This window comes from Caulobacter sp. GW821-FHT05F04 (assembly GCF_059419665.1).
The window spans coordinates 99,678-112,538 of the sequence record NZ_JBWKSF010000007.1 but is presented as its reverse complement, the minus strand read 5'-3'; the positions used below and the strand labels follow the sequence as shown (position 1 = coordinate 112,538).

14 protein-coding genes are annotated in these 12,861 nt (G+C 69.3%); 3 read left to right on the top strand and 11 right to left on the bottom strand.

Features of this window, described 5'->3' with window-relative positions:
- Positions 1-34 precede the first annotated feature (34 nt).
- Positions 35-973 carry an FAD-dependent thymidylate synthase gene (gene thyX, locus AC07R7_RS18380; RefSeq protein WP_494636180.1) on the top strand — a complete coding sequence of 313 codons (939 nt, stop codon included), beginning with the start codon at positions 35-37 and terminating at the stop codon, positions 971-973.
- A 39-nt stretch (positions 974-1,012) separates the two neighbouring features.
- Here the strand turns inward: thyX and AC07R7_RS18375 are convergent, their stop codons facing one another.
- Genes AC07R7_RS18375 through AC07R7_RS18365 form a run of 3 tightly spaced genes read right to left on the bottom strand, consistent with a single transcriptional unit; the run spans position 1,013 to position 4,370 of the window.
- Entirely contained in the window at positions 1,013-1,927 is a 915-nt protein-coding gene (locus AC07R7_RS18375; protein ID WP_494636179.1) for a plasmid partitioning protein RepB C-terminal domain-containing protein, read from the bottom strand.
- Positions 1,928-1,929: 2 nt separating this feature from the next.
- A complete protein-coding gene (locus AC07R7_RS18370) occupies positions 1,930-2,811 on the bottom strand; it encodes a plasmid partitioning protein RepB C-terminal domain-containing protein (RefSeq protein ID WP_494636178.1) in 882 nt (293 codons plus the stop codon).
- Positions 2,808-4,370, bottom strand: a complete 1,563-nt coding sequence (locus tag AC07R7_RS18365; protein WP_494636177.1) for a recombinase family protein — start codon at positions 4,368-4,370, stop codon at positions 2,808-2,810. The genes AC07R7_RS18370 and AC07R7_RS18365 overlap by 4 nt, the downstream gene beginning before the upstream one ends.
- 170 nt (positions 4,371-4,540) lie before the next feature.
- Between AC07R7_RS18365 and AC07R7_RS18360 the strand changes: the two genes are divergently transcribed.
- Together AC07R7_RS18360 and AC07R7_RS18355 are read left to right on the top strand one after the other, a co-directional pair.
- The gene (locus tag AC07R7_RS18360; RefSeq protein ID WP_494636176.1) at positions 4,541-4,834 is read left to right on the top strand and encodes a hypothetical protein; all 294 of its coding nucleotides are present in this window, start codon (positions 4,541-4,543) and stop codon (positions 4,832-4,834) included.
- 126 nt (positions 4,835-4,960) lie between these two features.
- Positions 4,961-5,368: a helix-turn-helix domain-containing protein gene (locus AC07R7_RS18355; protein WP_494636175.1), complete on the top strand. Its 408-nt coding sequence runs from the start codon at positions 4,961-4,963 to the stop codon at positions 5,366-5,368.
- Between the two features lie 3 nt (positions 5,369-5,371).
- Here AC07R7_RS18355 and AC07R7_RS18350 read toward each other — a convergent pair whose 3' ends face one another.
- From AC07R7_RS18350 to trbE, 8 genes are read right to left on the bottom strand one after another with little or no spacing between them, the layout of a single operon-like run.
- Positions 5,372-5,593, bottom strand: coding sequence for a DUF2274 domain-containing protein (locus AC07R7_RS18350; protein ID WP_494636174.1), 222 nt, complete (start codon positions 5,591-5,593; stop codon positions 5,372-5,374).
- Positions 5,590-6,735, bottom strand: a complete 1,146-nt coding sequence (locus tag AC07R7_RS18345; protein WP_494636173.1) for a TraB/TrbI/VirB10 family type IV secretion system protein — start codon at positions 6,733-6,735, stop codon at positions 5,590-5,592. The genes AC07R7_RS18350 and AC07R7_RS18345 overlap by 4 nt, the downstream gene beginning before the upstream one ends.
- Positions 6,732-7,517 (bottom strand): P-type conjugative transfer protein TrbG, encoded by a 786-nt coding sequence (trbG, locus tag AC07R7_RS18340; RefSeq protein ID WP_494636172.1) that lies wholly within the window; start codon positions 7,515-7,517, stop codon positions 6,732-6,734. The genes AC07R7_RS18345 and trbG overlap by 4 nt, the downstream gene beginning before the upstream one ends.
- A complete protein-coding gene (gene trbF / locus AC07R7_RS18335) occupies positions 7,514-8,200 on the bottom strand; it encodes a conjugal transfer protein TrbF (RefSeq protein ID WP_494636171.1) in 687 nt (228 codons plus the stop codon). The genes trbG and trbF overlap by 4 nt, the downstream gene beginning before the upstream one ends.
- A complete protein-coding gene (trbL, locus tag AC07R7_RS18330; RefSeq protein ID WP_494636170.1) occupies positions 8,200-9,450 on the bottom strand; it encodes a P-type conjugative transfer protein TrbL in 1,251 nt (416 codons plus the stop codon). The genes trbF and trbL overlap by 1 nt, the downstream gene beginning before the upstream one ends.
- Positions 9,447-9,698, bottom strand: a complete 252-nt coding sequence (trbK-alt, locus tag AC07R7_RS18325) for a putative entry exclusion protein TrbK-alt (RefSeq protein WP_494636169.1) — start codon at positions 9,696-9,698, stop codon at positions 9,447-9,449. Before trbK-alt ends, trbL begins: the two co-directional genes overlap by 4 nt.
- Positions 9,695-10,408 (bottom strand): P-type conjugative transfer protein TrbJ, encoded by a 714-nt coding sequence (gene trbJ, locus AC07R7_RS18320; protein WP_494636168.1) that lies wholly within the window; start codon positions 10,406-10,408, stop codon positions 9,695-9,697. The genes trbK-alt and trbJ overlap by 4 nt, the downstream gene beginning before the upstream one ends.
- Positions 10,408-12,858: a conjugal transfer protein TrbE gene (trbE, locus tag AC07R7_RS18315; RefSeq protein ID WP_494636167.1), complete on the bottom strand. Its 2,451-nt coding sequence runs from the start codon at positions 12,856-12,858 to the stop codon at positions 10,408-10,410. The genes trbJ and trbE overlap by 1 nt, the downstream gene beginning before the upstream one ends.
- Positions 12,859-12,861: the final 3 nt, after the last annotated feature.

The following is a 12,861-nucleotide window of genomic DNA, read 5'->3' as shown; positions in this document are numbered from 1 at the left end:
CCAAGACCCCATAGACTTCCTAGCGTCCCACCCTATGGCCCTATCCGCTCCCCCCGACGACACCGCCAAGGCGGAACCTGTCTTCCAGACGCGGCGTGCGACCGTGCCTGCGATGGAGGCGTTGCTCTTCGAGACGCTTCCGGTGCTGGATCACGGCTTCCTGCGGGTCATCGACTATATGGGCGACGACAACGCGATCGTTCAGGCCGCGCGAGTGTCCTATGGCCGCGGAACGAAGGCGACTCGCGAGGACCGCGGCCTCATTCGCTACCTGATGCGTCACTGGCACACGACGCCGTTCGAGATGTGCGAAATCAAGCTGCACGTGAAGCTGCCGATCTTCGTGGCCAGGCAGTGGATTCGGCATCGCACCGCGAACGTAAACGAGTATTCGGCGCGTTATTCCGTGCTCGACAAGGAATTCTATATCCCCGCCCCAGAGCATCTGGCGGCGCAATCGACCGGTAACCGGCAGGGTCGCAGCGCGATCCTCAGTGGAAATGAGGCCGACCAAGTGGTCCGTCTCCTTCGGGAGGACTCTGAGCGAAGCTACGAGAGCTACCAGTGGCTTCTCAATGATGGTGACGAAGGGGGTTCCGCCGACCCCGACAGGCTGGGACTGACGCGCGAATTGGCGCGGATCGGACTTTCACTCAACACCTACACCCAATGGTATTGGAAGACCGATCTCCACAACCTGCTTCACTTCCTGAGACTAAGGGCGGATCCGCACGCACAGTACGAAATTCGAGCTTACGCCGACTCTCTTCTCGATGTTGTGCGCCAGTGGGTCCCCCACACGTATGAAGCCTTCCAGGACTACCAACTCAACGCTGCGACTCTATCGTCGATGGCCCTGGAGCTGGTGCGCCGCCGCTTGCGAGGCGAAACCGTCACCTTCGAAAACTCTGGGCTCTCCAAGCGGGAATGGGATGAATTTCTAGTGCTGTTCGATTTCGCCCCGACCGCGTGACGCCGTCCTGGACCGGCGCACGCAAACGTCCCAGAGCCGTCATATCTCACCCGTCCCCTCCACGCTCGCCGCCACGGATCGGTCCAGCGACGCCGCCGAGATGATCGCCCGGAATTCGTCGAGGATCTCCGGATGCCGCGAGCGCAAATAGCGCTCGATCTCCTCGTTGTTGACCAGCCTGGCCAGATAGCCCGACGCGATGACCAGATGCAGAACGTCGTCGCCGTAGGAGGCTTCCAGCGCCTTGAAGTCCTGGGTCAGGGACGACATCTCCCGCTCCATCCGCGCCATCTGCTCGGAGGTCATGCCGCCGATCTTCTTAGGTCTGTCCGGGTTCACCAGATCGAGCTGACGCGTCGCGGCCAACAGGGCCTTGGCATAGGCGGAGGTGAAGTTCCCGGCCGAGATCATCAGTTCGGCGACCTCGATCTGGCGCATGGCCTTCATCTTGCGCAGCACCTCGAAGGTCACCGGATTGACCAACCGGTCCTTGAGGAGTTCGATCACCTCGGGCGCGACGCCGTCAAGCAGGGTTCGACGACGCTTGATGGACCGGACATCAACGTCCAGGGCGCGGGCCAGCTTCTCCTCGGAGACCCCGCGCTCCAGCGCCCTGACGATCATGTAGTGCTCCTGGATGGTCGCCAGGCGGTTGACGCGCTTGTTGTAGGTGAAGGCCTCGTCGTCGGCCGCCAGCAGGCAACGGGTCTCCCGTTCGCCAAGGTCGCGCAGGATGGCGTGGCGAACATGGCCGTCGAGCAGCATGTAGGGCCCGCCGCCCGGCGAGCGGACGACGACCAGCGGCTCGATGACCCCGACCTCGGCGACCGACTGGGCGATGCGCCGATACTTGACCGAGGCCCTGACCTTGTCGGCGAGCTTGCGCATCGGCAGGATTTCATCGAGCGGGATGGTGAGCAGATCCCGCTCGAAGGCGACCTTGACCTCGTCCATCGTCAAGCCCCGGCCACGCCGAGCCGCTCGGCCAGTGGTTTGGGCAGGGTGTGCATGGCCTCGGCGCGCAGCAGAGTGACGAAGTGCTCGTCGCCGAGCAGGCGACGCAGGCCGTTGACCACGAACAGCAGCCGGCTCTGGGCCAGAGCGGCCTTCTTGACCAACAGCTTCTGGCGATCGGTTTCCTTGCGATAGGCGCGGACCAGAGAGTCGGCCGTCACCCGCACCCGCAGCCCGCCGCCCCGCGAGCCGCTGTGGCCGGCCTTGCCGCTGGTCTTGCGCTGCTCGATGATCCGGCGGATCGCCAACACCTGATTGCCCGGCAGCGCCTTGTTCTCATAGGCCTCAGTCAAGGCGCCCTGCACCTCGGCGTCCCCGGCCTTGGCGATCTCCATGGCGACGCTGTGCGGGATCAGGCCGCGTTCGACGGCGTTGATCAGCCGCTCCTCGCCGTTCTCCAGCAGAAAGCAGATGGCCCAGATATATTCGGGACTGAAGTCAGTCTTGCGTGCGATCTCCGCCGTCGAGTAGCCGCGCTCCTTGAGGGCGCCGATCTCGCGAACCAGTTCCAGGGGCGTGTGCTGGCGCCTGGCGAGGTTCTCCACCAGGCTCATCACGAAGCAGTCCTCCTCGGAGGCCTCCGTGACGATCGCCGGGATATGCGACTGGCCCAGCGCCAGGAAGGCCTCCAGCCGCCCCTGACCGCAGATCAGGTCATAGCCCGAGCCGTCTGGCCGCTGGCTGACGGTGATCGGCTTCTTCAGGCCCAGATTGGCGATGCTGGTGACCAGTTCCTGGAACACCCGCTTGTTGCGCGAGCGCGGATTGAGAACGGTGATGTCGGCGATAGCGATCGATTGGATTTCGGGGGCGTGGTCGCTCATGCCGCGCTCCTCAGGCTGGCGCGGCGCGTCAGGTCAAAGAAGGGGTCGAGGTCGTCGAAGCGATAGGCGTCAAGGAAGACGCCGTTCTCCTCGCTGAGCCGCAACTTGGCCGCTGCGCCCAGATCGATCCACGGCAGCAGATAGTAGTCTTGGACGGCGGCGTTCTCGCCATCCATGCGCGCGACGATGGTGATGTCGGGCTTGAGGCTGGTGTCGAGCCGGATCTTCCATCGCGAATGGCCCGCCGCGGTGCGGGCGCAGCGCACGATGGCCAGGGAGGCCGAAAACTCCTCGTTGATGGTCAGAAGATCGGTGACGGGATCGACGCGAACGCTGGCCCCGAGCGCCTCGATGCTGGCGATGGTCCGCTCGACGACCTGCGGATGCAGCAGGCGCAGGGCCCGGTTGGTCTCCAGATAGCGATAGTCGCGGCTCGTGGCGTAGCCGACCATCTGATAGGCGCGCACCAGACTGCCGAAGCGGTGGCGATAGGTCGAACTGGACGGCATGTCCTCCAACTCGTCGATGATCAGGCCGGAAAGGCACCCTCGCTGCGCCAGCAGCCCGGTCAGACGTTCCAGAAGCTCGGCGTCGGTGAACCGGCGGCTGCGCTCCTCGATGATCCGGCGGGCGGCGATGAAGAAGTCCGGATCGACGATGCCCTCGAACGCGGCCTCGGCCCGGATCCATTGCTCCGGCTCGTTGACCACCCGCCGCTTCTTCAGCTTGAAGGAGACGCGGTTGTAGACGTTGTTGCCGACATATTTTTCGTTGGTCAGGACCTGATGGACGGTGCCGCGCGTCCAGGGCCGTTCAAGATCGGTCAGGACGCCCTCCCCGTTCAGCAACAGGGCGATCTCGCGCTCGGACCGACGGTGCAGCACGAACATCCGGTAGATGCGCTGGACGACCTCGATCTCTTCGGCCGGACCGGGCACGAGCACGACCCGATCGGTCTGCAGGCTCTTGTGCTCGCCGCGATCCAGCAACGCCTTGGGTCGGCGGTGCTCGTCGACCAGCTGCCGGCGCAAACCAAAGCCGGCGGGCCCGCCCTGACGGAAGCCGAGATTGATCAGCCGGCACTGACCGGTGAAGACCTTCACCGACAGTTCGCGGCTGTACTCGCCGGCCATGGCCCGCTTCATGCTTTTGATGATCGTGGCGCTGAGGCTGCCGTCGTTCTCGAACTGCTCGGCGCAGTAGTGGACGGTGATCCCCGCCTCGCGGCACAGGAACTCGTAATAGGCGCCCTCATCGGCGTCCTGGAACCGTCCCCAGCGGCTGACGTCATAGACGAGGATGGCGGAGAAGTCGGCGCGGCCGGCCTGGACGTCGGCGATCAGCCGTTGGAGCGCCTCGCGGCCATCGAGCCGCAGACCGCTCTTGCCCTCGTCGGCATAGGTCTTGACGATCTCGAACCCTCGGGTCTCGGCATAGCGCTCGATGATCTGGGCCTGGTTCTCCGTCGAATACTTCTGATGTTCGGTGCTCATCCGGACGTACTGGGCGGCGCGCGCACGCCCCCCGCCCGGCAGATCACCGCTCAGCTCACTTTTCATGTCCCAACACCACCTGGTTTGCTCGTCACCCGATCGGAGCACATCGGCTCCGGTCGAACCGTAGGTTGGTAGGCGTGGGTATGTCGCGTTCGCAGAAGGACCGAAAACTTCGGTCAGATTCGGGAAAAACTTTTCCGCCGAGCCCTCAGTCGGCTCACGGTTTCGACTTCGTGGAGGCCATCGCCCAGGCCTTGCGGCGCGAGTTCGGCGGCAGTCCGGCGGCGGTGAAGGTCGTGGTGCGGCTGACCCGCGCCAACCCCCGCGCGGTGCGCAACTGGTTCGCCGCCAACAACGGTCCCAGCGGCGAAAACCTGGTCGTGCTCCTGCGTCACTCCGAGGAAGTGCTTGAGACCGTCCTGTTCCTGGCCGGCCGCCACGACCTGATCACGGCCCGCAAGCTGGCCGGGGCCCGAGAGAAGCTGCGGGAGATGATCGAGATGATCGACGATCTCCAGGCCGGATGAGGCGGCAGCACATGCAAAGCCAACATCGCCTGCCTGGTGCATGGACTTGGAAACTTCACGCCAGCCGCTACCAGACGCCCCCGTCTCGTCCGTCAGCCAGGGACGAACAAACGGAGCGCCCGCACCTTGGCCAACCCCACACCCCACCCCGTCGACCTGCATGTCGGGTCGCGCATCCGCCTGCGCCGCAAGATGGCTGGCATCAGCCAGAGCCAGCTTGGCGAGGCGCTGGGCCTGACCTTCCAGCAATTGCAGAAATACGAGCGCGGCTCCAACCGGATCAGCGCCTCCAAGCTGCATGCCGTGGCGCTGCACCTGCAGACGCCCATCGCCTGGTTCTTCGAGGGTCTGGCCGATCCGGCGACCGACGACGAAGCCGGCCAGCGCCTGGCCGACATGCACGGCTTCCTGAACAGCCCCGAGGGCGCCGAACTGGCCGTGGCGCTTCCGCGCCTGCCGCCCCGCCAGCGCCGCCAGGTCCTGGCCCTGGTCAAGAGCCTGGCCGGCCTGGACGATCTGGCGCAAAGCGCCTGATCTTCAGGCCTTGCGGGTCTTGCGCCCTCGGGTGAAGCCCCGGTCGGTCTCCATGAACCGCGCCAGCATCGGCACGATCAGCTTGACGGGTTCTGCGACCTTGGTCCCGGTCTCGGCGGCCAGCACCTTGCCGTAATCGACAAGGTCGCGATGGATGGCGGCCGGCAGGTCGAGGGTGATCTTGACCGGCGCGTCGTCCTCGATGGGACCCAGCTTCAATGTCATGGGGCGGTCCTTTCCGCATAGGGTTCGAGCACCAGGTCGCGGGTCAACAGCACGCGTAGCGGCGCGCCGGGCCGGATCGTCAAGGTCGGGGCGCGGGCCAGGCTTGAGCCGACCATCTGGCGGCCGACATCGCCGGCCGCGTCCGAGACGCCCCGCCGCACGGCGCGGGCCAGGTCGGACTCGTCCGACGCCCCCGCCTCGGCTCCGACGGCCAGCAGGGTGCTCAGGGCGGCGGCCGCCAGCACGTCGCGGCCATGGCGATCGACGCCGTCCTGCAGGCCGGTCATGCCCTGGAGGTCGGCGGCCGGCAGCTTGTCGAGCAGGATCGATCGGCCCGAGGGCAGGATCAGCCGCGTCCAGACCACGCCCAGCCGGCTCTGGCCGGCGGCCAGGCCGCTGTCGTATTCGCCCAGCAGCCGCGCCCCGGCCGGGATCAACAGCACCCCGCCGCCCAGACTGTCGAACACGTCCTGAGTGACTTGAGCAATGGCCGGCCCCTTGATGTCGGACCGCAAGCCCGTGACCAGGGCGGCGGGAATGATCGCCCCGGCCTGCAGCACATAGGGCGAAGCCGGGGCTTGCAGCCGCTCGGCGCTGACCATCCTCGGATCGAACGCCGAGGCGACCTCCGTCCCCGGCAGGGGCGAGACGATCGCTCCGCCGGCCCCGTCACGCCGCACGCCGCCGGCGGTGAACAGTCCGCTGCCGGCCGCCGCCACGCGCGCGGCCCGCGCGGCCGCCACGTCCGGATCGATCCTCCGGGACGGCTGCGCGGCCTCGACACCGACCGGGGCCGCCGTCGGCGCGTCATCGCGCCGCGCGACCTGGCTGGCCAGCATCGGTCGCCCCAGATCCCCGGGCAGCGGCGGCCCCAGCACCGGCGCGCCGGCCGGTCCGGCATAGCCGCGCGGCGCATTGACCACCGGCTCCGGCGGCGGCGCGGCCGGCGCATAGGCCGGCTCGGGCGGGGCCTTGTGGCGCTCGACCAGCGACCAGCCCAGCGCCCCGGCCAGGCCCAGGCCCAGCACCGCCCCGCCGACCACCAGGGCCCGGCGCGAGACCTGGGCGACCGGCGGCGGCGAGGCCCGCAGGCGCAAGGTCTGGGCGATGGCCTTTTCCTCCTCGTCGATCGGCCCGCTCATCGGCCCGCCTCCCGCAGGATGCGGACCCGGCGCGCCCAACGCCCCTGGCCCAGGCGCAGTTCGGCCCGATCGAGGATGCGGTCCACGACGATCCGCCGGCCGACGACGCGATAATTGATCAGCTCGGAGGTCTTGCCGTCGGCGCCCGCCACGAACAGCGGCGGCAGGTCGCCCAGCGCCACGCTCGGCCCGAACTCAACATAGGTCCGCCGGCCGTCGTCGAAGACCCGCAGCGGCCGCCAGGCGACGCGCGGCCCCTTGATCCGATAGGCCAGGTTCAGCTGCGCCAGGTCCGGCTCGGCCGCGACGACCGGGGCGGCCGGCGGCGCGGCGACCAGGACGATCGGCGGCGCGGCATAGCGCCAGCGCACCTCGGTGTCGGCCCCGCGCGCGACGGCGCGAAGATCCAGGTGATAGGTGCGCAGCGCGGTGTTGATGATCAGGTTGGTCGCCAGGCCCAGGGCCGAGGGCTTGACCAGCACATGGACCCGCTGCTCGGCCCCGGTCCCGCTGACCGTGTCACCAATGATCCACCGGGCGGTGTCGCCGGCCGCCAGGGCGCCGGATCCGACCAGCCGCTCGCCAGGCTGCAGGACCAGATCGGTGATTCGGCCGGGACTGGCCAGCACCGGATAGACCGCGCCGTCCTCGTAAGGATAGGTCCGCCGCGCCGTCGCGACCGGCCCCGAGACCGCCGGCTCCCCGACGCCGAACGCCAAGGCCGACCCAGGCGAACCCAGACCTAGAAGGACCATCGCCAGGGCCAAGCGCCGCGCCGTCATGACGTGAACTCCTTGGACCAGGCTATTGAATGGATGAAGATTCCCAGTGGATTTTTGCGCAAGCCCTCGATCGCGCGCGGCGGCCGCAGGGCCAGGGTGAGGATGCCGCTCCAGCGTTCGGTGGCGGCCAGTTGGCCGTTCTCGTAGCGCCGCTCGATCCAGGCGATGCGGAAGCTGTCGGGCGAGGCCCGCACAACGCTGGAGACCTCGACGGTGACCTGGACCTTGCCGACCTGGTCGAAGGGATCGGCGCCGCGCGCGTGATCCGACAGGGCGATGGCCCCGGCGTCATCGACGAAGTCATAGGCCCGCCGCCAGGCCTCGCCCAGCACGACCGGATCGGCCGGCAGCGACCGGACGCCTTCGATCCAGCGGGCCAGGCTCCAGGCGATCATTGGATCGGTCGGCCGCACGCCCTGGGCGGCCGGCGCAACGACGCGCGGCTCGCCGAGATGATCGACCTGGACGACCCAGGGCGTCACCGAGCCGCGCGTCGCCAGCCAGGCCAGGCTGCCGCAAAGCGCGGTGTTGGCCATCAGCAGGCCAACGGCCATCAGCCGCCAGCCGGCCGCCTGGGCGCGCCAGGTCCCCAGGCGCTCGTCCCAGGCCTGGCCGGCCCGCTGATAGGGGGTTTGGGGAACGGGCGTCGCGCCAAGGCGCGGCGAGCCCTTGAACGGGTTCATCAGCGATCCTCCGAGAGAGATGGACTGGCGCCGGCGCTGTGGTCGTCGCCGCTGCCGGCGGCGTGCAGGACCAGGCCCGCGCCATGAGCCAAGGCCTGGCGATGTTGCAGATCGCGAGCCCAAGCCGGCGGCGCGCCGCCCCGCCCGCCCTCGTCCGAGTCGCCGGACGAACCGTTGCTCGAACCGCCCGAAGGGTTCGAGGCGGGCGTCGGCGCGGCCGACCCGCCGCCCGGCGCGGGTCCCGGACTGGGCCCGGAGCCTTGGGGTCCTGACGGCGGCCGCAGATCCCCGCCGCCGCCCGACGGCCCAGGCCGCCCGCCCGCCGCCCCGGCGGCCCCAGCGGCCAGGCTCGCGCCGCCGCCGGCCACCAGCTGGGCGGCAGCGGCGCCGGCCATCGCCATGCCCCCGACCATCAGGCCGGTCCCGACCGCGGCGCCGGCGCCCAGTTGCGGCGCGCCCGAGACCAGGCCCGAGGCGATCCCCGGTCCGAAGATCGACAGGCCCAGCAGGGTCAGGGACGCCAAAGCCAGGGCGAGGACGGTCTCGAGATTGGGCTGGCCTGGCCCGATGGCGGCGGTGAACTCGGAAAACAGCGACGAACCGATGCCGGTGATCACCGCCAGCACCAGGACCTTGACCCCGGCGGCGATGACATTGCCCAGCACGCGTTCGGCCAGGAAGGCGGTGCGGCCAAACAGGCCGAACGGGACGAGCACGAAGCCCGCCAGGGTCGTCAGCTTGAATTCCAGAATACAAACAAAGATCTGGACAGAAATTACAAAGAAGGCGACCACGACCAGCAGCCAGCCGATCAGCAGCACGACGACCTGGACGATGTTCTCGAAGAAGGCCGGAAAGCCGCTCAGCTCGGCAGCGGCCTCCAGCATCGGCTTGGCCGCCGAGATGCCGGCCGCCGCCACCCGGCCCGGTCGCAGAAAGTCCTCGGCCGACAGGCCGCCGCCGGCCGCCTTCAGGCCCAGGCCCGAGAAGCTGGCCAGGATGATGGTCGAGAGCGCCTGGAAGTTGCCGATGATGAAGGCGAAGAACCCGACATAGAGGGTCTTCTTGATCAGCCGAGCCAGGACGTCCTCGCCCGGGGCCCAGGCCCAGAACAGCGCGGCCAGGGTGACGTCGATGGCCACCAGGGTGGTCGACAGGAAGGCGACCTCGCCGCCGAGCAGGCCGAAGCCTGAATCGATGTAGCGGCTGAAGACCTGAAAGAAGCGGTCGATGACGCCGGTGTCGTTCATGACCCGGCCTCCGGCGACGTGCCGAAGAACCGGGCCCGCGCCGCGTCCCACACCTTCCGGCAGGCCGGGTCGTCCAGGGCCGCCTCCCCGGCCGCCCGGCAGCGCGCCAGGGCCGGATCCCCTGACGGTGTCGCCGTCAGGACCGGAGTGGGTTTCGGCGCGGCCCGACCCGCCAGGATCGCAGCGCCGAAGATGATGATCAGTGCGGTCCCCCAAACGAGGGCCCGAGGGAAGGCAGAATGCGTCATGGCTGGGGTGAAGCCTCCGGCGCACGGCCCATGAACTTGGCGAACCGCGCCCTGGCGTCGGCGCGGGCCGCAGCGCGGTCGGCCGCCTCCAGCGCGTCGGCCCGGCCCTGCGCCGCGACCAGGGCGGTCAGGGCCGAGAGCTGCTGGGCCTGGAGCGCCAGGAGCTGATTGCCGGCCTGGGCGGCCTGCAGGGCGCCGCTGGCCCCCTGGCTGGCCGAGACCAGGGCCTGCATCTCGCCGCGCCCCGTCTCCAGCCCGCCGATCACCCCGGCCTGGACCTTCAGGGCGTCTTCGAACCCGGCCACCGAGGTGGCCCAGCGCTGATCGGCGCGCGCGGTCAGATCAAGATCGCTGGCGTTCAGCGGGACCGCGCCATAGCGACCCTTGAACGCCTCCTGGATCTGGCCGACGTCATAGGCCAGGCCCCGCGCCTGGCCGATCAGGGCCTGGGTCTCACGCACCTGGGCCTGCAAGGCGGCCAGGGACGAATAGGGCAGACCCGCCAGGTTGCGCGCCTGACCGATCAGCATCTGGGCCTGGTTCTGCAGCGAGGCGATCTGGTTGTTGACGCTCTGCAAGGCGCGCGCCGCCTGCAGGACGTTCTGGGCGTAGTTGCTGGGATCATAGACGGCGACCTGGGCCAGGGCCGGCGGCGCGGCCGCCAGGCCTAGCATCAGGGCCGCCGCCAGACGGCGTCGGGTCAGGGTCATCACAGGGTCTCCGGAAAGAAGGGCGTGTCGGCGCCGGGCTGGCCCGGCAGCAGGTCGGCGGCCCAGCCAAGGCCGCGATGAACCAGCCAGGCCCGCGCGAAGCCGGCCGCGCCGTGCTCGGCGAACAGAGCGGCGATGGCGGCCTGGTCGGGCTTGGAGGCGGCCGCGCAGAAGGCCAGGGCCACCGGGCCCAGATCGAGTTCGAACAGGCGATCACCAGCGGCGGTGCGCAGGTAGTAGTCGCGCTTGGGCGTGGCTCGCGCCAGGATCTCGATCTGGCGGTCGTTGAAGCCGAACCGCCGATAGGTCGCCGCCCCCTGCGGATCCATGGCCCAGGCGTTGGGCAGGAAGATCCGGGTCAGGCACAGCTCGGCGATCGACGAGGCGATGGCGCTCTTCTCGACCTGGGCCAGCGACAGGGTCGACAGCACCACCGAGCCGTTCTTCTTGCGGACCGTGCCCAGCCAGGTTTCCAGCTGCGCGCCGAAGGCCGGGTCATCCAGGGCCAGCCAGGCCTCGTCGACCAGGATCAGGGCGGGCCGACCGTCGAGCCGGCGCGCCACGCGGTGAAAGAGGTAGGCCAGGACGGCGGGCGCGGCGGCCGTTCCCAGCAAGCCCTCGGTCTCGAAAGCCTGGACGTCGTCGGTCCCGACGCTCTCATGGTCGCCGTCGAGCAGACCGCCCCAGGGTCCGCCCAGGCCATAGGGGGCCAGGGCCGCCTTCAGCTCGCGCGAGGCCAGCAAGGCGATCAGGCCGCTGATCGTCCGCTCATGGACCGGGGCCGAACCCAGGCTGGCCAGGGCCGACCAGACGTGATCGCGCACGGCCGGGGTAATGGCGACGCCTTCGCGCGCCAGGATGGCGACCAGCCAGTCGACCGCCCAGGTCCGCTCGGCTGCCTCGTCGATCCGGGCCAGGGGCTGGAGCGCCACCGCCCCGCCCTGCCCGGCCAAGACGCCGCCGAGGTCATGGAAGGCGCCGCCCATCCCCAAGGCCGCCGCCCGGATCGAGCCGCCGAAGTCGAAGGCGAAAATCCGCGCCCCGGCATAGCGCCGAAACGACAGGACGATCAGGGCCAGCAGCACGCTCTTGCCGGCCCCGGTCGGCCCGACCACCAGGGCGTGGCCGACATCGCCGACATGCAGGCTCAATCGAAACGGCGTCGAACCCTCGGTGCGGGCCATCAGCAAGGGCGGCCCGCCCAGATGGGCGTTCTCGCGCGGTCCGGCCCAGACCGCCGACAGCGGCGCGATATGGGCCAGGTTCAGGGTCGAGAGCGGCGGCTGGCGGACATTGGCGTAGACCTGCCCCGGAACGGTCCCGAGCCAGGCCTCCACGGCGTTGATCCGCTCGGCGATCACCGTGAAGTCACGCCCCTGGATGACCTTTTCGGCCAGGGCCAGCTTGGCGTCGGCGATGGCCGGATCGGCGTCCCAGACCACCAGGCTGGCGGTGACATAGGCATAGGCGACCGCGTCGCCGCCGAGATCCTGCAGGGCCAGGTCGGCCTCGCCGGCCTTGTTGGCCGCGTCGCTGTCGATCAGGGCCGAAGGCTCCTGGGTCAGGGCCTCCTTCAGCAGGGCCGCGATCGACTTGCGCTTGGCGAACCACTGGCGCCGGATCCGTCCCAGCAGGGCCGCGGCGGCCGGCTTGTCCAGGCAGATGGCGCGGGTGGTCCAGCGATAGGCGAAGGCCAGGCGGTTGAGCTCGTCGAGCACGCCCGGAACCGTCTGGGTGGGTAATCCCACGAGGGTCAGGACCCGCAGGTGGGCCCCGCCCAGACGTGGCTCCAGCCCGCCGTCCAAGGCTTGCGTGGCCAGCAGGGCGTCCAGTTGCATGGGCGTCTCGGGCAGGCGCACTCGCTGGCGGACCGTGGAGATCGAGCCGTGCAGGAAGCTCAGGGTCGCCGCGTCATCCAGCCAGGCGGCCAGGGGCATCAATCCCTCGATCAGGGCCAACAATCGGTCGGAGCGATCGACGAAGCCCTCAAGCTCGCCGCGCCAATCGATCCGGCTGGAAGCCCGCCCCTCGACGAACAGGCCCTCCAGCCTGCCGGTCCGCTCGGCCGGCGGCAGATAGACCAAGGTCAGGAAATAGCGGCTCTCGAAGTGCGCCCCGGCGCGCCGGAACCGCGCCTTGCGTTCCTCGTCGACCAGGGCCGAGACCGGATCGGCGAAGGCGCTGTCGGGATAGGCCATGGCCGGATCGCGGCGGGCCTCGACGAACAGGGCCCAGCCCGAACCCAGCCGCCGCAACGCCCCGTTCAGCCGCGCGGCCACGGCGGCGACCTCGGCCGAACTGGCCGAAGCCAGGTCCGGGCCTCGGAACTCGGCGGTGCGCTGGAAGGCCCCGTCCTTGTTGAGCACCACGCTCGGCGCGACGAGGGCCGCCCAGGGCAGGTAGTCGACGAGCGCCTTGCCGCGCCGCTGATAGTCGCGAAGGTCGAGCACGGC

What these genes read in the sequence shown, in the direction of transcription:
- AC07R7_RS18375 (WP_494636179.1), bottom strand. Translation starts at nt 1,927, where the DNA reads ATGGACGAGGTCAAGGTCGCCTTCGAGCGGGATCTGCTCACCATCCCG.
- thyX (WP_494636180.1), top strand. Translation starts at nt 35, where the DNA reads ATGGCCCTATCCGCTCCCCCCGACGACACCGCCAAGGCGGAACCTGTC.
- AC07R7_RS18350 (WP_494636174.1), bottom strand. Translation starts at nt 5,593, where the DNA reads ATGACATTGAAGCTGGGTCCCATCGAGGACGACGCGCCGGTCAAGATC.
- trbG (WP_494636172.1), bottom strand. Translation starts at nt 7,517, where the DNA reads ATGACGGCGCGGCGCTTGGCCCTGGCGATGGTCCTTCTAGGTCTGGGT.
- AC07R7_RS18365 (WP_494636177.1), bottom strand. Translation starts at nt 4,370, where the DNA reads ATGAAAAGTGAGCTGAGCGGTGATCTGCCGGGCGGGGGGCGTGCGCGC.
- trbK-alt (WP_494636169.1), bottom strand. Translation starts at nt 9,698, where the DNA reads ATGACGCATTCTGCCTTCCCTCGGGCCCTCGTTTGGGGGACCGCACTG.
- trbF (WP_494636171.1), bottom strand. Translation starts at nt 8,200, where the DNA reads ATGAACCCGTTCAAGGGCTCGCCGCGCCTTGGCGCGACGCCCGTTCCC.
- trbL (WP_494636170.1), bottom strand. Translation starts at nt 9,450, where the DNA reads ATGAACGACACCGGCGTCATCGACCGCTTCTTTCAGGTCTTCAGCCGC.
- AC07R7_RS18370 (WP_494636178.1), bottom strand. Translation starts at nt 2,811, where the DNA reads ATGAGCGACCACGCCCCCGAAATCCAATCGATCGCTATCGCCGACATC.
- AC07R7_RS18345 (WP_494636173.1), bottom strand. Translation starts at nt 6,735, where the DNA reads ATGAGCGGGCCGATCGACGAGGAGGAAAAGGCCATCGCCCAGACCTTG.
- trbJ (WP_494636168.1), bottom strand. Translation starts at nt 10,408, where the DNA reads ATGACCCTGACCCGACGCCGTCTGGCGGCGGCCCTGATGCTAGGCCTG.